This window comes from uncultured Acidaminococcus sp., assembly GCA_900538365.1.
Lineage (GTDB): Bacteria > Bacillota > Negativicutes > Acidaminococcales > Acidaminococcaceae > Acidaminococcus.
The window spans coordinates 1-20,370 of the sequence record UPXT01000039.1 but is presented as its reverse complement, the minus strand read 5'-3'; the positions used below and the strand labels follow the sequence as shown (position 1 = coordinate 20,370).

Sequence of the window (20,370 nt, the reverse complement as noted above, 5' to 3'; positions counted from 1 at the left end):
GCACTTATCAGTTACAATTTTGATTCCGCTGATATATCCTGCTTCTAAGAGGGTCCGAAGGATATTCAGGAATAGGGCTTTACTAACACCGAAATGCGAAGCCGTGAAATTGTCATCATCGAAAGATTCATACTCCATGCAAGCCTCAATATATTTTAAGATTCGAAAAATCAGTTTAAAATTATTCATTATTTCTTCCTTCTATGGGCAGCCATTTCCCGTATGGCCATGGAGCAAAAACACCACTTAGGTCTATTCTGATTGCACCATTTTTTTTGGAAACTATATATGGACGAGGGCCATATAATATTTCACCAGGCTTAGCAACGGAAAATACGTAACTATCATCGGATTCTGCGTACTGATAAACCTTAACCCCAATATATTTTTCCGCAATTTTTATCGCTTCTGCCAAAGTAATCATGATTTTATCTCCAGTCGCAAATATCAGATAGGATTTCTGTATCAATCTTCAATATGTCAATTCTCGCATACTTTATGTTTATATTATCATTTAATCCTTCGAATGAAAACGATTTTCCTGTTTGAACATCCAAAAACTTAATTTTATTGTATTCATTACATCCTACAATAACGTGCCCTTTAAGTGTCTCCTCATTTAGTATGGCAATTTCAATGCGTGCGCCTGCCCCGTATCCTTGTAATGCATCGGAAAGCTCACCATAAGCACTTACGCCTGAAAAAATTGTTTTTATGTTCGCACGTAAAAATGCGCTAAATGGATGTTCCACCAACCATTTTTCATTACTGTTGGAATTTGATTTATCAAACCATTTCGCTTGAACATCATAGCCACGCATGCGCAATTCAAAAGCAGGAACACACTTTTGGCAGTTGACCCTATAGTATTCCGCGCCTTTCTTGTCGGAATAATAATTGGGATTGGTTTTCAAAGCGTTTTCTTCTACACTGAGATTTTCCTTTATTTTTGGCAAATCCTCTAATACTATAGGGCTGGACGATCTCCCCATTATTTTATTCATAAATCTATGTAAACGGCTTTTTATCCCACAGTATTCGCCAGCTTGAGTGTTAAAATTCCTTACCTTCTTCATCCAGCCAGCCTTGCCGGCCTTCCATTCCTCCCGCCCTTTGACGCCTAGGATTTTCTCCTGGACGCTGAGAGACTCTTTCTTCAGCCAGGCATTGCCGCCAGCTTCCACATCATCGGACCGTTTCTTTCCTTCCAGCTCACTCTGGTACACCGGTGCATAGTGGCACAGGCAGTGGGGATGGGCGGGACTTGCCGGAGCGGCGTCCTTGGGGAAAACGCCCTTCCCCAGGCCGTACAGGTCCGCATGGGCGTACATATCACAAATGTCTTCCGCCGGATGCCTGCTTCCCAGCTTCCACTGGTAGGCCACCACGTCTTCATCTTCTCCGTAGCGGGCTGTGAACGCGTCGTAACGGGCCCTGGCCGCTTCCGTCCGGGCAATTCGTTCAGCAACGTACCGGCTTTTTTCCTCTACAGCCGTCTGGATGGCTCTCTCAATGGATTTTTTGTTTCCCCCGTCTACTTTTTCGAGGAGCTCATATAAAGACGTTCTAAAGTGATTGTAGGCGGTTGTGTCGGGTCTTAATCCATCGGCCTGTCCCCTTACTTTTCGGATGGCCTTCAGCAATGCTTTCTTTTCCCCATCGGAAAGATTATCCCTACTGCGCCTCACCCAGTTCACAAGATCATCGGTATACTTCGGCAGTTCCTGCATATAGGTAACACTTCCATGGTGATACCCATCATAAAGCGCTTCCGCTGTCTTCTTGATGCCCTTGTTAAGCTTCAACTGCCAATCAAGGGTACTGATGATACGTTCTCGCATTTCCCGTTCGGCGCCATGAAGCTTTTGCGACGCTGCTCTTGTCTAAGACCGGAGACATCAACCTTGTCGCTCATATTTTAGGTGATTCGGTCGAAACGGTTTCCCGAATCTATGTTAACTATACCGAAGATATCAATAGAGCTGCCGTTCGAGCCATCAACGACCTTTATTAAAAAATATTTTTGCCGTATTTCTGCCGTCACATCAAAAAAGCCCGCACTCACAAAGTGTGCAGGCTTCTTTTTCGTTATTTGGCATAATCGACGGCCCGGGTCTCGCGAACGATGACCACTTTGATCTGGCCGGGATATTCCATATCCTCTTCGATGCGTTTTGCCACATCGTGAGCGAGGATGACAGAGGCATCATCATCAACCTTGTCCGGTTTGACCATGATACGGATTTCACGTCCGGCTTGAACAGCATAGCATTTTTCTACGCCATCGAAGGATTCAGCGATTTCTTCAAGACGCGTCAGACGCTTGAGGTAAGTTTCCAGCGTTTCTCGACGGGCACCCGGACGGGCGGCGGAAATCGCATCCGCAGCCGAGACAAGAACGGCTTGGACAGAACTCGGTTCCACGTCGCCATGATGGCTCATGATGGTATTGATGACAATATCCGATTCATGGTAACGTTTGGCTACTTCTGCACCAAGATCGACATGGGAACCTTCCACTTCGTGGTCAACAGCCTTGCCAATGTCGTGGAGTAAGCCAGCCCGTTTGGCTGAATTGACGTCAACGCCCAATTCAGCAGCCATGAGGCCAGCCAGATGCGCCACTTCCGTTGAATGTTTGAGGGCATTTTGACCGTAGCTCGTACGATACTTCATGCGGCCCAAGAGCTTGATCAGTTCTGGATGAAGGCCATGAACACCCGTCTCAAAGGTGGCCTGTTCCCCAGCTTCCTTGATCTTCTGATCCAGTTCCTTCTGGGCTTTTTCCACCATTTCCTCAATGCGGGCCGGATGGATACGACCATCATTGATGAGTTTTTCGAGGGCCACACGCGCCACTTCACGGCGAACAGGATCGAATCCGGAAATGATAACCGCTTCCGGCGTATCATCGATGATGAGATCAATCCCGGTGAGAGTTTCCAACGTACGGATATTGCGGCCTTCGCGGCCAATGATCCGGCCCTTCATCTCATCATTGGGGAGAGGAACAACAGTGACCGTCGTTTCAGCAACCTGATCGGCAGCACAACGCTGGATAGCAAGGGAAATAATTTCCCGAGCCTTGGTCTCAGCCGTATCGCGAGCTTCCTGTTCCATATCCTTGATGAGTTTGGCCTTATCGTGCTTGACTTCTTCTTGGACACTGTCAAGCAGTTCCTTTTTGGCTTCATCACTGGTCAGTCCCGAAATCCGTTCGAGCTCTCCTACCTGTTTGGTATAAAGGGCGTCGACACGTTCCTGGGATTCGCGCAGACGGTTGCTTTGTTCCAGGAGTTTTTCTTCCTTTTTCTCATAGGCATCCATCTTGCGGTCGACGTTTTCTTCCTTCTGGACGAGACGACGTTCGCTCTTGGCCAATTCTGCCCGGCGCTCCTTGTTTTCCCGTTCCATATCGGAACGCATGCGGTGGATTTCTTCCTTAGCTTCAACAAGAAGTTCCTTCTTTTTAGCATCGCCGGCTTTTTCTGCTTCTGCAACGATTTGGCGTGCCTGTTCTTCAGCTTTGCCGATTTTGGTTTCCGCAATGTTCTTACGTCCAAAATAACCGGCACCAGCGCCGAGGACACAGGCAGCAATTACGATAAATACAGTAATGGGATCTATGATTGTACACCTCCTTTTTAGAGAATTTTCCTCACATTTTTAAGACACAAACAAAGAAGGCAACCCTGAGGTTACCTCTTGACCCAATAATATGGATAGGAATATTTTATAGTATTTTCCAGGGAGTGTCAATCAAATGGCGTCTTTGGCCCCTTTTCCTTCTTTCAGCTGAAAAAGGAAGGATCCCTCTTTATAAGGATCCTTCCTCATATTCTTTCGGGATTTCCTCTTCCATCCCTTCATAAACAGCAAGTGCTGCATAAAGACAGGCCCCTGTAAAGCCACGGCTGGCAAGCTTTCTCGAAAGGGCCGCCTTGCCTTTGCGAGGCTCTGATTGATACTTTTTTAGAAGCTTGGGAACTTCTTTTCGCGCAAAATCCTCTGCCCGCTCCCGTTCTTCCTCCTCGGAAATCCCCTCCAGTATATCTTTCATGACAGATGCCGGGATCTGCCGCTTTTCAAGCATGAGCCGAAGGTAGTTCCGACCATAGACGCCTTTCCTGCGCCAGGCATCAACGACATACCCAGCACAGCGGATATCGTCAACAAAATGATGCTCCCTAAGGGCCGCAAGGACCCTATCCTGAAGCTCTTTGACGCAGCCTCTTTCCGCGAGTTTATCCCGCAGTTCAAGGGAACTATGGTCCCGCATGGCAAGTCGGTCCAAGGCAAAATTATAGGCGTCGACGTAGGTGAGGAGCATTTTCTTGGGCTTAGCCCACACTGTCCGGATCCCCCTCCGGTTTTAGGATTTCTTCCGTTTGCGGGGCTGCTTCAAGGGCTGTCAGTCCGGCAGCTTCGCGGATACGATTTTCAATCTCAAAAGCCATTTCCGGGTGGTTCTTAAGGAATTCCTTCGTGTTTTCACGGCCCTGACCAATACGTTCATCTCCGTAGGAATACCAAGCACCGCTCTTGCCAACAATGTTATACAGTACCCCTAAATCAACGAGGCATCCTTCGTGGGAAATTCCTTCTCCATACATGATATCGAATTCAGCCTGCTTGAAAGGAGGTGCCACCTTGTTCTTGACGACTTTGACACGGGTCCGGTTGCCAATGATGTCGTTGCCGCTCTTGAGGCTCTCAATACGCCTTACATCCATACGGACCGTCGAGTAGAACTTCAGGGCACGGCCGCCCGTCGTTGTTTCCGGATTCCCGAACATGACACCCACTTTTTCACGAATCTGGTTGATAAAGACCGTTGCTGTACGGCTCTTGGAAATGATTCCCGTCAGTTTGCGCAGGGCCTGGCTCATGAGACGAGCTTGAAGACCAACGTGGGAATCGCCCATATCGCCTTCTATTTCCGCTTTCGGGACAAGGGCAGCAACGGAGTCGATGACAATGATGTCGATGGCTCCGCTGCGGACCAGGGCATCACAAATTTCAAGGGCTTGTTCACCCGTATCAGGTTGGGAAATCAAGAGATTGTCGATGTCTACACCGAGATGGCGGGCATATTCCGGATCAAGGGCATGTTCAGCATCGATGAAGGCAGCATAGCCTCCCCGTTTCTGCGCCTCAGCAATCATATGAAGGGCGACTGTCGTCTTACCAGAAGACTCCGGTCCATAGATTTCAATAATACGGCCCCGGGGAATCCCGCCTACACCAAGGGCAATATCAAGGGACAATGCTCCGGTTGGAATGGTTTCAATATTCATCTTGGCACTGGCTGCCCCCAATTTCATGATGGAGCCTTTGCCGAAGTCTTTTTCAATTTGTTTGACTGCTGCGTCAAGGGCCTTGCCCTTTTCCGTTTCCATGCTCATTCCCTCATCTCCTTGTCAGTAATTACACATCCTATTATACAAACATTAGTTTGCGTCGTCAAGTTTTGCCTGTTTCCGGGGAAGGGCTTTCAGCTCTTCCGGCGTAAAGAGATATTTCTTACCGCAGTAATGACAGCGTACCTCGGTCTGGGGATCATCCAACATGGAAGAAAACTCTGCTTCCGGCAGTCCTTCCAGCATATGGGCGACCTTCTCTCGGCTGCAGCTGCAGTGGAAGGAAACAGGATGGCAGTCAAGGATCTCCACCGCCATGCCTTTTCCGATAAGCCGAATCATATCTTCTGGACTGTGGCCGGAACGGAGCAGTTCCGTCACATATGGCAAGGTCATGCAGTTATTTTCAAGAGTTTCAAGGAACTCATCGCTTGCGCCGGGAAGGGGCTGAACAAAATAGCCGCCCGAAACAGCAATGGAACCATCCTTATCGACAAGGACACCCAAAGCCACGACAGAAGGAGTCTGTTCCGAATCATAAAGATACTTTGTCAGGTCTTCGGCAATCTCACCGCTCTTTAAGAGGGCATAGCCGTTGAAGGGCATGCCTTTTTCTGGGCAGCGCGTCACAATGACGACACCTTCATGACCGACACCGCCGCCGACATCAAGTTTGCCCTTTTTAAGGGGCAGCATGACTTCGGGGTGTTCCACAAAGCCGCGGACCGTATAATTTGTGGCATCGGCCATGACCTCACCTAAGGGACCATTGCCCTTGAAGCGGATGGTCACGCCTTCACCGTCCTTCATTGTGGCTGCAAGCAGCAGTGCGCCAGCTGCCGTACGGCCCAAAGCCGCTGCAGCAACGGGACTCAGACCGTGGATTTCATTCATGTATTGTGTCAGGTGGGTTGTCGTCACAGCATAGACCCGGGCGTCCCCGACAGTTGCCCGGATCAGGACATCTTCCTGGGTCATTTTAGAGCTGCCTCATGAGATTGATCATTTCAATCATGGATGCGGCCGTATCAGAGCCTTTGTTGCCTGCTTTAGTGCCAGCCCGTTCAACGGCTTGTTCGATATTTTCCGTAGTCAGGACGCCAAATCCACAGGGAACACCCGTTTCCATATTGACAAGGGCAATCCCTTTGGAAACTTCATTGCAGACATAGTCATAGTGGCTCGTTGCACCGCGAATAACAGCACCAAGGCAGATGATTCCATCATATTTACCGCTTTGGGCCATTTTCTTTGCGACCAGGGGAATCTCAAAAGCACCGGGCACCCAGGCAACCGTAATGTCTTCCTCACGGGCCCCATGACGGACAAGGGTATCTTCTGCCCCAGAAAGGAGCTTATTCGTAATGAATTCGTTGAAACGAGCGACAACAATCCCAAATTTGAGGCCTTGAGCCAGCAGTTTTCCTTCTACAATATTCATTTCTATTCTACCTCCACATCTTTTTCATGAAGCACATGGCCCATACGAACCTGCTTAGTAACCATATATTTATGATTGTAACAATTATCTTCCATGATAATTGGTACCGTTTCCGTAATGGTAATGCCATAACCGGAAAGACCAGCCCGTTTGGCGGGGTTATTCGTCATGAGACGGATACTCGTAAGGCCCAGGTCGGAAAGGATCTGTGCACCGATACCATAGTCGCGCTGATCCGGTTTGAAACCCAGTTTTACATTGGCATCAACCGTATCAAGTCCCTGATCCTGCAAGGCATAGGCCCGGAGTTTATTGGCAAGCCCGATACCTCGGCCTTCCTGGCGCATATAAAGAACGACACCGCAGCCTTCTTTTTCAATCATGCGCAGAGCCGTACCCAACTGGTCTCCGCAGTCACAGCGCATGGAGCCCAAGGCATCCCCCGTAAGACATTCGGAGTGGACACGGACGAGAACGTTCTTTTTGCCGGCCACATCGCCCTTGATCACAGCAACATGACACAAATCATCCAAATCGTTTTCGTAGCCAATGGCCCGGAAATTGCCGTACTTACTAGGCAGGGCCACATCTGCAATCCGGTGGACCATCTTTTCATTCTTTTTGCGATAAGCTACCAGATCAGCCACCGTAATGAACGTAAGGCCAAATTTTTCAGCAAAACGGGCCAGTTCCGGGGTACGGGCCATGGTCCCGTCTTCACTCATGATTTCGCAGCAGATCCCGGCTGGGGTAAGACCGGCAAGGCGGCACAGGTCCGTCGTGGTTTCCGTGTGCCCCGTACGGCGCATGACGCCGCCGACGACACTGCGCAAGGGGAAGACGTGGCCAGGGCGGCGGAAGTCTGCCGGCAGCGCCTTGGGATCGGTTAATTTCTTGATGGTATAGGCCCGTTCTGCAGCCGAAATTCCCGTTGTGGTATCGACATGATCAATGGAAACCGTAAAGGCCGTTTCGTGATTATCCGTGTTATTGGCCACCATGGGTTCCAGTTGGAGGCGGTCCAGGATTTCCCCGTCACAGGGAGCACAGATGAGGCCCTTGGCGTGGGTTGCCATGAAGTTGATAGCTTCCGGCGTCACAAAGTCAGCAGCCATGATCAGGTCACCTTCATTTTCACGGTCCGGATCATCGGTCACAAGAACCATTTTACCGGCTTTGATGTCGGCAATGGCTTGTTCGATGGTCCCAAATTGATATTCTTTTTCCATATTTTTCATCTCCTTAGAGGAATCCATTTTCAAGAAGGGATGCCTTTGTAAGACCCCCATTTGATTTATGATTGATGAGTTTTTCCACATATTTCCCGAGGATGTCTGTTTCCAGGTTCACGGCGTCGCCAATCTTCTTTTTCCCTAAGGTCGTATCCTTAACGGTCAAAGGGATCAAGGACACAGAAAAGGCAGTTTCCGTCACATCCGTCAGGGTAAGACTGATGCCGTCAATAGCAATGGAGCCTTTTTTCACCATATAATGCAAAAGCTCCTTAGGTGCCGTTATGGTTGTCACCTTGGCAATACCTTCAGGCACGATGCGGGAAATGGTGCCGACTCCGTCCACGTGGCCAAGGACCAAGTGTCCATCAAGGCCGGCTCCCAGTTTCAGGGTCTGTTCAAGATTGATGGGATCGCCTTTTTTTAACAAACCAATGGTCGTATGGCGAACCGTTTCGGGCATAACATCTACAGTAAAACGGTGGGCATCAAAATGGGTTACCGTCAGGCAGGCCCCATTGCAGCATACGCTTTCTCCAACAAAAAGGGTCGGGGGAATTTTTTCTGCTTCAATGGTCAGACGATAAGAACTGCCTTCCCGCCGAAGGACCTCCACACAGCCCATTTCAGCAATCAGACCGGTAAACATCTGTCACACCCCCTCACGGGTAAGGCCCGTAACCAAAAGATCAGATCCAAGGGGCAAAGCGGTCACTTCCTGAAGCGTCATTTTCTGCTCCATCGTACTTGCGCCTTTACCGCCAATGGCAGGACGGCTTTTATCTCCACCAATGAGGCTCGGTGCAATGAAAGCATAGACTCTCTCTGCCAGGCCTGCATCAAAAAAAGCTCCATGAACCTTGCTGCCGCCTTCGACAAGGAGGCTGGTCACATCTTTCTGGGCAAGCAGCTGCATAAGGTCAGAAAGATCCACATGACCGTCCCTCTCCGCAGCCGTAAGGACCGAAACACCCGGCAAGGCAGCAAAGGCCCTGACCTTTTCTTGAGGGGCCTGCGGTGTAACAACAAGAAGCGTGTCTGCCGCTCCGTCCGTGAAGACCTTACGTTCCAAAGGAAGGGATGCCTTGCTATCAAGGATGATACGCAGGGGACTTTTTCCTTCCACGAGACGTACCGTAAGGGCCGGATCATCCTGTGCCACGGTTTCACGGCCCACTAGGATGGCATCATACCAGCTGCGCAGGCGATGCGCATACGTTCTTGCCGTGCCCCCTGTAATCCACTTGGAATCGCCGGAAGCCGTGGCAATCTTGCCATCAAGGGTCATGGCGTACTTCAAGGCCACAAACGGACGGCCTGTCTTCATATAATGCATGAAGACCTCGTTTTGTCTGTAAGCTTTGTCTGCAAGGACACCGCTTACAACCTTGACACCAGCTTCTTCAAGGCGTCGAAAGCCGCGTCCTGATACACGGGGATTGGGGTCTGTGGCAGCGGCAACTACTTTTTTGATACCGGCCTTGATCAAGGCCTCACAGCAGGGACCCGTCCTGCCGTAGTGGGAACAGGGCTCCAAGGTCACATAAGCCGTAGCGCCTGCAGTCTTCCCGCCTGCGTCGCGCATGGCATTGATCTCGGCATGGGGTTCACCGGCCTTGTGATGATACCCCTTTCCCACCACTTGTCCATCAGGACTTACGATGACACATCCGACGAGCGGATTGGGGCTGGTAGCTCCGCGGGCCTTTTCGGCAAGATCCAGGGCCATCTGCATATATTCCTCATCGGTCAAATTTGTTCACCTTCCTTAAAAAAGGCCATGCCTTCTCCTCGGGGAGATAGCACGGCCTTTACGGTTCTGTGGCTACACTGTCTTTTTTCATCCAGACTCTACTGTCGGTATTGGAATCTCACCAATTCATGCCCGAAGGCTCGCGGACTGTACCGCCGGTTGGGAATCTCACCCTGCCCCAAAGACAATTCCTATGAAATTGCTCCCTTATTATAACACAAGTCCTGTCGCAAGAAAAGGGGCCGGAGAGGCAATGTGTCTTCGGTCCCCCGTTCCCATCAGGAAAACAAGCTGATCTTGGTGCGTGTTCCATTTTCTGATACATAGTAGAGACTGCCCATGTGAAGCTTCCCATCGACAAGCTCAAACTGGGGAGCCACAATATCTCCGGATACGGATTTAATGGTCACATCATCAAATTTCAGCCGCTTATATTGATTGGAAAAAGCGCCGCTGATGGAATCAAACTTTACAAGGGCATAGATTCCCTTGCCTGAAGTGAAGGTTCCATAGGTCAACGTGGACCGATTGTCACCGTTGCAGCTCATGGTCAGATCCAGCTGGACCAAGGTCCTGAAGAAGGGAACCCCGGCGGCATCTTCGCTATGAAGGTCATGGCCCTTGACATAGACATCATAGGCCTTGGTATCAATATTAAAACCACCCGAAGCATCACAGGTGCCTCCAAAAACATCAGCCGTCACGTTTTGGGCCCCGATATAACCGTCTTTGTACTTAAAATCGCCTCTTACGTTGGTAAATTTAAGGCCAGGCAAGTTCAGGTTCTTCATATACAGCTGACCGATAATGATGGGCTCCGGTAATTTTCCTGTGACGGCTGCACTGGCCGTGACGGTTTCATGGATATTGAGACCGGTTCCCAGGCTCGACGGATTGAGTTCACGGATGCCAAGATTGAGGTCATAGGTCGATATGGCAGGTTTCAAATCCACCGTACCTTGAATATCGACACCGCCCCCTTCCAGGGTTCCGCCCAATTCTCCCGTTGAAAAGTCAATATCGATGCGGTCCTTGCTGTCATAATGGATGGTTGCATTGACGTCCTTGAAGGTATGGACCCGGTCCTTATAATAAGCGGTAACCCTACAATGATTAAGGATAAGATCCACATCAAGATTCTTTACTTTGACATCAAAAATCGGCTTCTTTTTTCCCTTTTCTTTTTTTTCCTTCTTCGGTTCCACCATTTGGAAACCGCGGATATGCATCTTATTGTCAAAGGAAAGTTCAATACTGGCTCCGTTCAGTTCTACATTCGTGATCGTCGATGTCGAAGGACGGCGCATGATCAGGTCCAAGGGTTTTACATGGAAATGACCATCAGGGACCGTTACTTTCGTACCGTTTTCATCCAAGGTCCAGACAAGATCCTCAAAGTGAACATGACCCAAAGGGGTTGCCGTAAGTCGCCCTACGGTGATGGTGCCTTCCAGGAAATGCTGACGGGCGGCAATGAAATTGAAGATAGCGGCTGCCTGGAGACTCAAGGCGTAGGCCACGGCAAAAAGCCCTATGATGACAGCAAAGATAATCCCAAGCGTATACTTGACCTTCCTTTTATGGCAGGACCAAAATTCGTGTCGATTCATGATCAGCGCAGATACCTAACGGCCTTTTTCATGTCAGGGGAGCCAAAAACATAGGACCCGGCAACAAGGACATCCGCCCCCGCCTCCCGCACAGCCTTACCGGTTTCCTTATTGATTCCCCCATCCACTTCAATCAGGGTCTTATACCCACCTTGGTTGATGCGTTCTTTCAAGCGGCGAATCTTATCGATGCTCGTTTCAATGAACTTCTGTCCCCCAAAACCAGGATTTACGGACATAATAAGAACCATATCCGCATAAGGGAGGACCTCTTCCACAAGGCACAGAGGAGAAGCCGGATTGAGGGCGACACCAGCCTTGATGCCCTTGCCATGGATGGCTTCCAGAACGCGGTGAAGGTGTTTCGTTGCTTCAGCATGGATGACAATCATGTCAGCGCCGGCAGCTGCAAAAGCGTCCACATAATTTTCCGGCTGCTCCACCATGAGATGGCAGTCAAAGAACATGTCGGTCTTCTTACGCAGGCATTTTACCACGGGCGCGCCAAAGGTCAGGTTGGGAACAAAGTGTCCATCCATGACATCAATATGGACCCAATCGGCACCGGCCGCCTTGATACGGGCCGTTTCGTCGGCAAGACAAGAAAAATCAGACGATAGGATGGAAGGTGCTACAAGGGTCATCGTTTTTTACCTCTTTTCTTTTGTTCCGCCAATTCCTGACGGATCATGATACTGGAATCATACCGGCTTTGGGCAATCTTTCCTTCCTGGAGTGCTGCTTTGACAGCACAATCCGGTTCATGGGTGTGGGTGCAGCCCGTAAAGCGGCACTGCCCTGCGTAAGGAGCCAATTCGCGGAAACCAGCTTCGACGGAAGGCAATTCCAACTCCCGCAGATCAATATTGCCAAAACCCGGCGTATCGACAATGAAACCCCCTTCAAAAGGAAGGAGCTGAGCAAAACGCGTTGTGTGGCGGCCGCGGCCAATCTTTTCACTGACCGCGCCCGTTTCAAGTCTCAAAGACGGGTCCAAATGGTTGAGGAGGGTTGACTTTCCTGCCCCGGAAGGCCCGCCGAAAGCCGATGTGAGACCGGTCATCTTTGCTCGAAGGGGATCAAGGCCTTTGCCCTTTCGGGCTTCGACGAAATAGACAGGATAGCCCAATGGTTCATAGATAGATCGTATCGCTGCCAGGAAGCCTTCCGCTGCCAGATCACACTTATTGATGACAAGGGCAGCAGGAATGTCATAGGCTTCAGCAAGGGCCAAAAGCTTATCAATGAGAAGGAAACTAGGATCAGGATCCTTGGCGGCAAAGACAGCAAAAAGCCAATCCAAGTTTGCAACCAAGGGACGCTGAAGGAGGTTCCTGCGCGGCAGGATGGTTTCTATCATGCCTTCTTCTCCCCTTGTCTCCAAGGTCACCCAGTCCCCTGCAGCAAGAAGGAAGCGATTTTTTTTGAGTCGACCCCGAACCTTCGCGGTGTAAGTGACACCGTCACGCCCCAGGACGTAATAATAGCCGTTATAGGTCTTGATGACTCTGCCTGTAATCTCACTCAAAGGGAACGATCCTCCACTAACGCGCCATTGACATAGAACTGGACACTGGCATCTTGTCCCAACGTTACAGTTTCCCTAAGGTGGGTTCCTGGCGCTGCGGAGCCCGAATAAAGAACGCGGGAACTTGTGGCATCACTGGCCACGATTTTCACCTGCTTAGCACTGCCGCTGCCAGGAACCGTAAAGGAAACGGTATAAGTCTTAGCAGCTTGGGAAGGACTCTCACTGGATTCCTTCTGTTTCTTTTCTTCCTTTTTGCCGCCTGAAACAATGAGGGTAACCACACTGCCTTCAGAAAGGACCTTGCCAAATTCCGGTTCGGCCCCTATGACGGTGCCTTTAGGGGCGTTGTCTTCCTTGGTCGTGACACTGCCTACCATAAGCCCCATGGAAGAAAGCCGTTCCCGGGCATCTGGAAGGGTCAATCCCTTAAGGTCCGGCACCACGCTCTGACCTTTGGAGATGTTGACCACTAGGTCCACTTTGGTTCCAGCAGCCACTTTCTTACCGGCTTCGATATCCTGACTGAGCACGGCTCCTTGAGCGGCGCCCTCCTTGTATTGAACGGTCACTTTTCCAACGGCAAGTTTTGCTGCATGGAGCATTTCGGTTGCCTCTGCCAGATTCTTGCCTTTTAGGTCTGGAACCACACCCGGTTCAGCCCCCTTGCTGACCGTCAGCTGGATTTTACGGCCAGCTTTGACATGGCTTCCGGCACCAGGGCTCTGTTTGATGACCGTTCCGGTTGGCACCTTGGCATCAAACTCTTCCTTCAAGGTAAAATCAAGGTTGTTGTCCTTGAGGATGGCTTCCGCCTCCACAAGGGTCTTTCCCTTGACATCCGGCACAGCAATATCCCCGCTGGAGTATCCTACAATGCCATAAATAAGGGCCGACAGCAGAAGGATGGCACCAATGAATAGGCCCAGCATCTTCTTGGTTTTGTTCTTCTTGGGCGGCTCTTTTTCAGCTGCAGCGGCTCCGCTGTCTGGACCGTCATCCCGCAGCGGCGTTTTGCGCAAAAGGCCGTCTCCCATTTCCTCGCTGTGGATAATGATGGTTTCGTCACTCACCCCTTTATGGTGAGGGGAAAGTGATTCTTCTGTGGACATTTCTGCCTTTCGCAGACGGGTCTCCACGCGGCGAAGGTCGCTCAGGAAATCGTCATCCGTCTTATAGCGAAGCAGGGGATTTTTGGCAAGGGCCTTGGTCACAATGGCGTCTAGGTCATAGGGGATTTCCGGGTCATAGCGACGGGCCGAGGGCGTCGGTGAAGTCAGGTGCTGACGCGCCACTTCAGCCGGGGTGTCCCCGTCATAGGGAAGCTGCCCCGTAAGCATCTCAAAAAGGACAACGCCGAGGGAATAAAGATCCGACTGGGCCGTTACCGGTTTTCCAGCGGCCTGTTCCGGCGATAGATAATAAACGGAACCAATAACGCCCCTTTCTTCGGACTCTGAAGGCTGCCCAAAGGCACGGGCAATCCCAAAGTCAGTAATCTTGGCGATACCTTTGGTATCAATGAGGATGTTCTGGCTCTTGACGTCACAATGAACAATGGCATGGTCATGGGCCTGCTTCAGGGCTGATGCGATGCCAATGGCATATTTGACAGCTGTTTGGTCATCAAGGGCTCCACTGTCGGTAATGACTTCTTTGAGTGTCCTGCCTACGACATATTCCATAACAATGTAGTTGATGTCGTGTTCACTGCCAAAATCATAGATATTGACGATATTGGGGTGGGAAAGACCGGCTGCATTGCAGGCTTCCTGCCGGAAACGAGCGACAAAGTCCTTATCCTGGATGAACTGGTCCCGCAGGATCTTGATGCCCACGTCACGATGAAGAACCGTATCATATCCATGGAACACTTCGGCCATGCCGCCGCCGCCCACTTTATCGATGATTTCATAACGATGATTGAGGGTTATTCTTTCTTCCATTCCGCAGCCTCCAGATCAATGATGATAAAGGAAATATTATCGTCACCGCCGGCCGTCATGGCCCCATTCATAAGGCCATCAGCCAGCCGGTCAAGATTCCGGTCTCCCATGATCCGTTCAATTTCGGCCTCGGAAATCATATTGGTGAGTCCATCGGAACACAGGAGCAGCTTCTGGGCACTGCCCAAGAGGATTTCAAAGGCATCGACAGCCACGGTTGGCTCCACCCCCACTGCCCGGGTGATGACGTGCTTCTGGGAAGAGGTCCGTGCCTCTTCAGCCGTAATTTTCTTATGGCGCAGGAGTTCTGCCACATAGCTGTGGTCGCTCGTGACCTGCCGGAGCAGCCCCTCTCCATAAAGATAGATCCGGCTGTCTCCTACATGGGCAACATAAGCCGTTTCCCGGTTCGGCAGGTAGAGGGCTGTCAAGGTGGTCCCCATGCCAGAAAGTGCCTTTTTCTCACTTGCAAGATCGAAGATTTTTTTATTGATCCTGGTGATTGCCGTTTCCAAAGAGGAAAGGATGTTTGAACGATCCACCTGGGAAAGATCGAGGCTTTCCAAAAGATGGACAGCCTCATAACTTGCCACTTCCCCGGCGTCGGCCCCACCCATGCCATCGGCAATGGCAAAAAGGTCCGGTTCCCGGACAAGGACACTGTCCTCATTGTTATGACGCACAAGACCGCGATTGGTCCGGCTGACTGCAATCATGCTTGTTCCTCCTTCAGCTGGCTGGCCCGGAGCTGTCCACAGGCGGCATTGATATCCTTACCCATTTCCTTCCGGACAGTCACATTGATATGACGCTTCTTGAGGTACTGGAAAAAGCGGTCCACATCCCGATCTTCTGGGCGTCTGAACCCTTTTTCCGGGACGGGGTTGGCAGGAATGAGGTTGACAACACATTCCTTGCTTGAAAGGGCCTCTGCAAGGGCCCGAGCGTCTTCCTCACGGTCATTGATGCCCGCAAGGAGGATATATTCATACATGACCTGACGGCCATTCATCTTTTCATAACGGCTGGCTGCATCAATCACCTCAGGGAAAGGATACTTCCCATTGATAGGCATGAGGCGGTCCCTCAAAGCGCCGGTTGCCGCATGGAGGGAAATCGCAAGGTTGATGGTCCGTCCCTGCCGCGTCATTTCTTCAATGCCGGGCACAATGCCGCAGGTCGAAATGGTCATATTGCGGTAACTGATGCATTGTCCCTTGTCATGGTGCATCAAGTCAAGCGCTGCCAGCACATTTTCAAGGTTCAGCATGGGTTCTCCGCTTCCCATGATGACAATACGGCTGACACGCTCTCCCTTGGGGATGAGAAAATGATCAAAATAGTAAAGCTGGGCAAGGATTTCCCCTGCCGTGAGATTACGCATGAACCCATGGAGACCGCTGGCGCAAAAGGCACAGTTCATGGCGCAGCCCACTTGACTGGAAAGGCATGCGCTGTACCCATAGTCATGATGCATAAGGACCGTTTCGACAGACGCCCCGTCAGAAAGACCCAGAAGGACTTTGTGGGTGAGGCCGTCCGAAGAATCATATGTGCGAAGAACTTTTACCGCGCCGGAAAGGATTGTATAGGTGTTTGCAAGAAGGGCTCGGTCATCCTTGGAAAGGTTCGACATTTCTTCAAAGGTCGTGGCCCCTTTTTCATAGATCCAGCGAAAAACCTGCTCCGCCCGAAACTTCTTGAGTCCTAAAGCAAGAAATTCATCCTGCATCTGCTCAAGGGTAAGGCCCATGATTTCTTTTTTTGTCATTTCATTCCACCTTCTCAAACAGGGCCAGATAGAACCCATCAATACCATCCCGCCAAGGAAGGATCTGGAGTTCTTCCACACTCTGTCCCGTCAAGGGATGCGGAAAGGCCTTACCGCGAAATTCAGGATGACTTTCCAGAAAAGCCGTGCGGACACGGCTGTTCTCATCCCGTTCCAAAGTGCACGTACTGTAAAGGAGCCTGCCTCCGGGCTTTACACAAGCCGCGGCCTGGGCAAGGATCTTTTTCTGGAGGGGCGGGAACTGACTGAGGGTCCGCTCCTTTTTGGTCCAGCGCGCTTCTGCCCGACGGTTAAGGACGCCGAGACCCGAACAGGGAGCATCGACAAGAACCGCGTCGGCCCGGTTTTCAAAACCAGGAAGGGGCTTTGTCCCATCATGAAGCAGGGCTCGGATATTCGTGATTCCAAGACGAGTGGCATTTTCTTCAATAAGGGTAAGCCGATGGTCATGGATATCCATGGCTATGATTTCCCCCTTGTTTTCCATCTTTTGGGCCAGATGGGTCGCTTTGCCGCCAGGGGCCGCACAAAAATCAAGGACCAAGTCCCCCGGCTTAGGGGCAAGCACATCTGCATCCAGCATGGAACTTTCATCTTGGATGTAAAGGAAGCGCCCCCATTCCTTCATGAGGGTTTCAAGGCTGGATAAATGCCGGCAGACGATTCCGTCAGGCGACCATTTAGAAGGTTCCACCTCACAGCCAGCAGCCTGAAGCCGTTCCAAAAGGGTCTTTCTGGATATGGCAAGGGTATTGACGCGCAGGCAAAGGGGCGGAACTAAATTGTCATAAGCACACATAGCTTCCGCTTCGGGAAGACCAAAGCGGAACTTCCAGCGCCGCACAAGCCACTCAGGATGATAATAAGAAAGGGCTAGACGCAGTGTCGCGTCCTCTTCCTTCTGCGGAAACTGCCACGTATCCTTGGTCCGCGACAGCTGGCGCAGGACTCCATTCACAAGCTTGACACTGTTTTCATTCACATAATAACGGGCCAGATTGGCACACTCATTGACAGCGGCCGAATCTGGGATACGTTCTAGATATAGAATCTGATAGGCCCCCATGCGGAGGATGGTGCGCAGACGGGGCGCCATTTTCCGAAAGGGACGGTTGATGACCCTGCACAGGTACCAATCAAGGGTTCCCGTTGTTTTTACCGTTCCGTAGACAAGTTCCGTACACAGTTTGCGGTCGAGCGAAGACAACCCATTTCCCCGCAGGGCCTTATTAAGGGCAAGGTTTGCATAGGCACCGCGTTCATAAATCTCATCAAGGACAAGCAGGGCCAGTTCCCTTGGATTTTGGGCATCATGCATGATCATTATCCTTTCCACTGATAAAGGTCTTGATTTCTTCTTCGATGGCATCAATATCTACACAGGTATTGAAGCAGGGCCCATTGGGACGCCGGTTCAAGACGCCAATGACGGGCATGGGAAATACATCCTGGATACCGCTTGTAAGGTCACGCTCACAGGCTACGGCTAGAATAGCCTTCGGGCGCACTTTCTTTACGGCCTGCCGGGCAAGGGTCCCGCCGGTTACAATATAGACGTGAACGCCGTATTTCTGGGATAGATGAAGCAGGTCACCAACGCCGCAGCGACCGCATTGGTGACAGTTATGAATGTCCCGCGTAACCTTGTAGGGGCAGGTGTCCAGCTGCAGGCAGTGAGGCGTGAGGATCATGAGACGGTCCGCGGGCACTTTGATGTGCTGGCGCCGAACCAAATGATTGCTCACTTCGATGAAAGACTGCTCTATCCGCATCTTCGAAATATGCATCATCTCCCCAAGGAAAATGGCAATGGGGTAAATCAGGTTGATGACATTCCACGCCCAGAAATAAAAGAACCGGATCGTGGGAAACCCCAGAATTGCCAGGACAATCCCGCCAATCCCCACAAAAAGGCTGAGAGCAAGCAAAAGAACTGCAAGACCCACAACCAAGGGCAGGACAGGATGTAAAGCGGCGAGACCGGGAACCATGATACGCCACAGACCATACGCTGCTCCGCCCATAAGAAGGGCAGCAAGGGAAATAAGCACAATAAAAAGCCGTTTCTTAGGTCTACTCACAATCATCATTCCTTACGAAAGGATCTCCCCAACCGCAACCTGCTGGCCATTTACAAACGAATGGGCCGCCATTATCCGTTTGCCCTCAGGCTGACATTCAAGGATGGCAAGGATGCCCATGCCGCAGGCAATGTGAAAGCCCTTGCTGTCGGCCTTCAGGACCTGTCCTGGCTGAGCTTTAGCATCTGAGCCGGGAAGGACACGGCTCTTCCAAACCTTCAGCCGCTTGCCGTCCGGCAGGATCGTATACGTACCAGGCCAAGGGTTAAAAGCACGCACCTGATTGTGAAGGGCGTCTGCGGAAAGCGTCCAGTCAAGATGTTCCATATCCCGCGTAATCAGCGATGCGTACGTTGCTTTGGCCTCTTCTTGAGGTTCTGCAGTCACAGTCCCTGCAGATAGGTCATCGATGGTCTGAAGAAGCAGGACAGCACCCTTTTCCTTTAGTTCATCATGGAGTTCGCCCTGCGTCATTTCCGGCCCAATGGGCACGGAAACTTTTTCCAGCATGGCGCCTGTATCCATCCCGGTATCCATCTGCATAATGGTCACGCCGGCTTCTTTTTCACCTTTTAAAATCGCATAGTGGATAGGTGCAGCACCGCGGTAGGCCGGCAGAAGGGAAGCATGGACATTGATGCAGCCAAAAGGCGGCAAGTCCAATAGGGCCTTGGGCAGGAACTGACCAAAAGCCGCTACGACGATCAAATCGGGGGATAAGCGCTTCATTTCTTCCATAAAGGCCGGCTCTTTCACTCGTTCCGGTTGAAGGACGGGCAGATTCACGCTAAGGGCATATTCCTTGACCGCGCTCATCATCAGCTTATGGCCCCGTCCCTTGGGACGGTCCGGCTGGGTCACGACAGCAAGGATCTCATGTTTTTGCTGTTTCACCAAGGCCCGGAGACTGGAGGCCGCAAATTCCGGGGTTCCCATAAATACAAGCTTCACGATTTATTCCGCCTTCCTTTTGGGACTCAGGCTCAAGGCCCGATCAATGAAGAGGATCCCATCCAAATGATCACATTCATGCTGCAGGGCACGAGCCAGGAGCCCGCTTGCCGTGAGGCGCCAATGACCGCCTTTGCGGTCCTGGAACTGGACCGTCACTTCAGCCGCGCGTTTGACTTCCCCTTCATAATCATCCACGCTAAGGCAGCCTTCCGTATCGATTTCCTCGCCCTTGAATTCAGAAAGGATAGGATTTACAAACTCTCGGATGCCTGCCCCATCGCCGGCATCAATGACAATCATACGCTTGGAAAGGCCGATTTGGGGGGCAGCCAGGCCACAGCCATTGTTGGCATACATGGATTCAGCCATGGCTTTCAGTGTCTTTTCCAATTTCTTATCAAAACGGATAACGGGTTCCGCCTTCTCTCGAAGGATCGGAGCCCCAACTTTTACAATCGGTAATAGGGACATGGTTCTCTCCTTTTTATCATTCACGCGGCCTTTTTCTTTCCCCTCAGGAAAAGCGGGCCTTGGCGCAGTTATTTTACCCTTTATTCTATCACATATGACCAGGGGAATGCACGTTTTTAGACAGCAAGTATGTGTCAACATTTTCTCGGTTGATTGCAATAGCAAATAGGACACTAGACAAAAAGTTTATGAGGACGTTTTC

At 50.9% G+C, this 20,370-nt stretch carries 22 protein-coding genes and 1 riboswitch; of the genes, 1 reads left to right on the top strand and 21 read right to left on the bottom strand.

What is annotated here, in order from left to right:
- The 3 genes from QZQ08_RS07725 to QZQ08_RS07715 form a co-directional block, all read right to left on the bottom strand.
- A partial coding sequence (locus QZQ08_RS07725; protein WP_296330373.1) for a YjcQ family protein occupies positions 1-189 on the bottom strand: 189 nt, incomplete at its 3' end.
- On the bottom strand, positions 182-424 hold the full coding sequence (locus QZQ08_RS07720; RefSeq protein WP_296330370.1) for a hypothetical protein: 243 nt from the start codon (positions 422-424) through the stop codon (positions 182-184). The genes QZQ08_RS07725 and QZQ08_RS07720, both read right to left, overlap by 8 nt.
- A 4-nt stretch (positions 425-428) precedes the next feature.
- Positions 429-1,841 carry a toxin glutamine deamidase domain-containing protein gene (locus QZQ08_RS07715; protein ID WP_296330367.1) on the bottom strand — a complete coding sequence of 471 codons (1,413 nt, stop codon included), beginning with the start codon at positions 1,839-1,841 and terminating at the stop codon, positions 429-431.
- Positions 1,842-1,879: 38 nt separating this feature from the next.
- On the opposite strand from QZQ08_RS07715, the gene QZQ08_RS07710 reads away from it, so the two are divergent.
- Positions 1,880-2,014, top strand: coding sequence for a hypothetical protein (locus QZQ08_RS07710; protein WP_296330364.1), 135 nt, complete (start codon positions 1,880-1,882; stop codon positions 2,012-2,014).
- A gap of 74 nt (positions 2,015-2,088) precedes the next feature.
- Here QZQ08_RS07710 and rny read toward each other — a convergent pair whose 3' ends face one another.
- The 18 genes from rny to def all read right to left on the bottom strand — a co-directional run bounded on the left by rny (position 2,089) and on the right by def (position 20,168).
- Complete coding sequence (gene rny / locus QZQ08_RS07705; RefSeq protein ID WP_071586257.1) at positions 2,089-3,618, bottom strand: ribonuclease Y; 1,530 nt, start codon at positions 3,616-3,618, stop codon at positions 2,089-2,091.
- Positions 3,619-3,817: 199 nt separating this feature from the next.
- Complete coding sequence (locus tag QZQ08_RS07700; protein WP_296330361.1) at positions 3,818-4,351, bottom strand: regulatory protein RecX; 534 nt, start codon at positions 4,349-4,351, stop codon at positions 3,818-3,820.
- The gene (gene recA, locus QZQ08_RS07695; RefSeq protein ID WP_296330359.1) at positions 4,341-5,405 is read right to left on the bottom strand and encodes a recombinase RecA; all 1,065 of its coding nucleotides are present in this window, start codon (positions 5,403-5,405) and stop codon (positions 4,341-4,343) included. Before recA ends, QZQ08_RS07700 begins: the two co-directional genes overlap by 11 nt.
- A 45-nt stretch (positions 5,406-5,450) precedes the next feature.
- Positions 5,451-6,338, bottom strand: a complete 888-nt coding sequence (gene hslO / locus QZQ08_RS07690; RefSeq protein WP_296330357.1) for an Hsp33 family molecular chaperone HslO — start codon at positions 6,336-6,338, stop codon at positions 5,451-5,453.
- Between the two features lies 1 nt (position 6,339).
- Positions 6,340-6,801, bottom strand: coding sequence for a 6,7-dimethyl-8-ribityllumazine synthase (gene ribE / locus QZQ08_RS07685; protein WP_296330354.1), 462 nt, complete (start codon positions 6,799-6,801; stop codon positions 6,340-6,342).
- A gap of 2 nt (positions 6,802-6,803) precedes the next feature.
- Positions 6,804-8,030 carry a bifunctional 3,4-dihydroxy-2-butanone-4-phosphate synthase/GTP cyclohydrolase II gene (locus tag QZQ08_RS07680; RefSeq protein WP_296330349.1) on the bottom strand — a complete coding sequence of 409 codons (1,227 nt, stop codon included), beginning with the start codon at positions 8,028-8,030 and terminating at the stop codon, positions 6,804-6,806.
- A gap of 13 nt (positions 8,031-8,043) precedes the next feature.
- A complete protein-coding gene (locus QZQ08_RS07675; RefSeq protein ID WP_296330346.1) occupies positions 8,044-8,682 on the bottom strand; it encodes a riboflavin synthase in 639 nt (212 codons plus the stop codon).
- Positions 8,683-8,685: 3 nt separating this feature from the next.
- A complete protein-coding gene (gene ribD, locus QZQ08_RS07670; RefSeq protein ID WP_296330343.1) occupies positions 8,686-9,786 on the bottom strand; it encodes a bifunctional diaminohydroxyphosphoribosylaminopyrimidine deaminase/5-amino-6-(5-phosphoribosylamino)uracil reductase RibD in 1,101 nt (366 codons plus the stop codon).
- 75 nt (positions 9,787-9,861) lie between these two features.
- A riboswitch (FMN riboswitch) is annotated at positions 9,862-9,976 on the bottom strand.
- An 88-nt stretch (positions 9,977-10,064) separates the two neighbouring features.
- Positions 10,065-11,396 (bottom strand): hypothetical protein, encoded by a 1,332-nt coding sequence (locus QZQ08_RS07665; RefSeq protein ID WP_296330340.1) that lies wholly within the window; start codon positions 11,394-11,396, stop codon positions 10,065-10,067.
- 2 nt (positions 11,397-11,398) lie between these two features.
- A complete protein-coding gene (rpe, locus tag QZQ08_RS07660) occupies positions 11,399-12,040 on the bottom strand; it encodes a ribulose-phosphate 3-epimerase (protein ID WP_296330337.1) in 642 nt (213 codons plus the stop codon).
- A complete protein-coding gene (rsgA, locus tag QZQ08_RS07655) occupies positions 12,037-12,924 on the bottom strand; it encodes a ribosome small subunit-dependent GTPase A (protein WP_296330335.1) in 888 nt (295 codons plus the stop codon). The genes rpe and rsgA overlap by 4 nt, the downstream gene beginning before the upstream one ends.
- On the bottom strand, positions 12,921-14,870 hold the full coding sequence (gene pknB, locus QZQ08_RS07650) for a Stk1 family PASTA domain-containing Ser/Thr kinase (RefSeq protein ID WP_296330330.1): 1,950 nt from the start codon (positions 14,868-14,870) through the stop codon (positions 12,921-12,923). Before pknB ends, rsgA begins: the two co-directional genes overlap by 4 nt.
- Entirely contained in the window at positions 14,855-15,586 is a 732-nt protein-coding gene (locus QZQ08_RS07645) for a Stp1/IreP family PP2C-type Ser/Thr phosphatase (RefSeq protein WP_296330327.1), read from the bottom strand. The genes pknB and QZQ08_RS07645 overlap by 16 nt, the downstream gene beginning before the upstream one ends.
- Positions 15,583-16,641: a 23S rRNA (adenine(2503)-C(2))-methyltransferase RlmN gene (gene rlmN, locus QZQ08_RS07640; protein WP_296330324.1), complete on the bottom strand. Its 1,059-nt coding sequence runs from the start codon at positions 16,639-16,641 to the stop codon at positions 15,583-15,585. The genes QZQ08_RS07645 and rlmN overlap by 4 nt, the downstream gene beginning before the upstream one ends.
- A 1-nt stretch (position 16,642) precedes the next feature.
- On the bottom strand, positions 16,643-17,986 hold the full coding sequence (gene rsmB, locus QZQ08_RS07635) for a 16S rRNA (cytosine(967)-C(5))-methyltransferase RsmB (protein ID WP_296330318.1): 1,344 nt from the start codon (positions 17,984-17,986) through the stop codon (positions 16,643-16,645).
- Positions 17,973-18,752: a DUF116 domain-containing protein gene (locus QZQ08_RS07630; RefSeq protein WP_366140897.1), complete on the bottom strand. Its 780-nt coding sequence runs from the start codon at positions 18,750-18,752 to the stop codon at positions 17,973-17,975. The genes rsmB and QZQ08_RS07630 overlap by 14 nt, the downstream gene beginning before the upstream one ends.
- Before the next feature lie 3 nt (positions 18,753-18,755).
- A complete protein-coding gene (gene fmt / locus QZQ08_RS07625; protein WP_296330315.1) occupies positions 18,756-19,694 on the bottom strand; it encodes a methionyl-tRNA formyltransferase in 939 nt (312 codons plus the stop codon).
- A gap of 3 nt (positions 19,695-19,697) precedes the next feature.
- Positions 19,698-20,168, bottom strand: coding sequence for a peptide deformylase (gene def / locus QZQ08_RS07620; protein WP_296330312.1), 471 nt, complete (start codon positions 20,166-20,168; stop codon positions 19,698-19,700).
- Between the last annotated feature and the right edge of the window lie 202 nt (positions 20,169-20,370).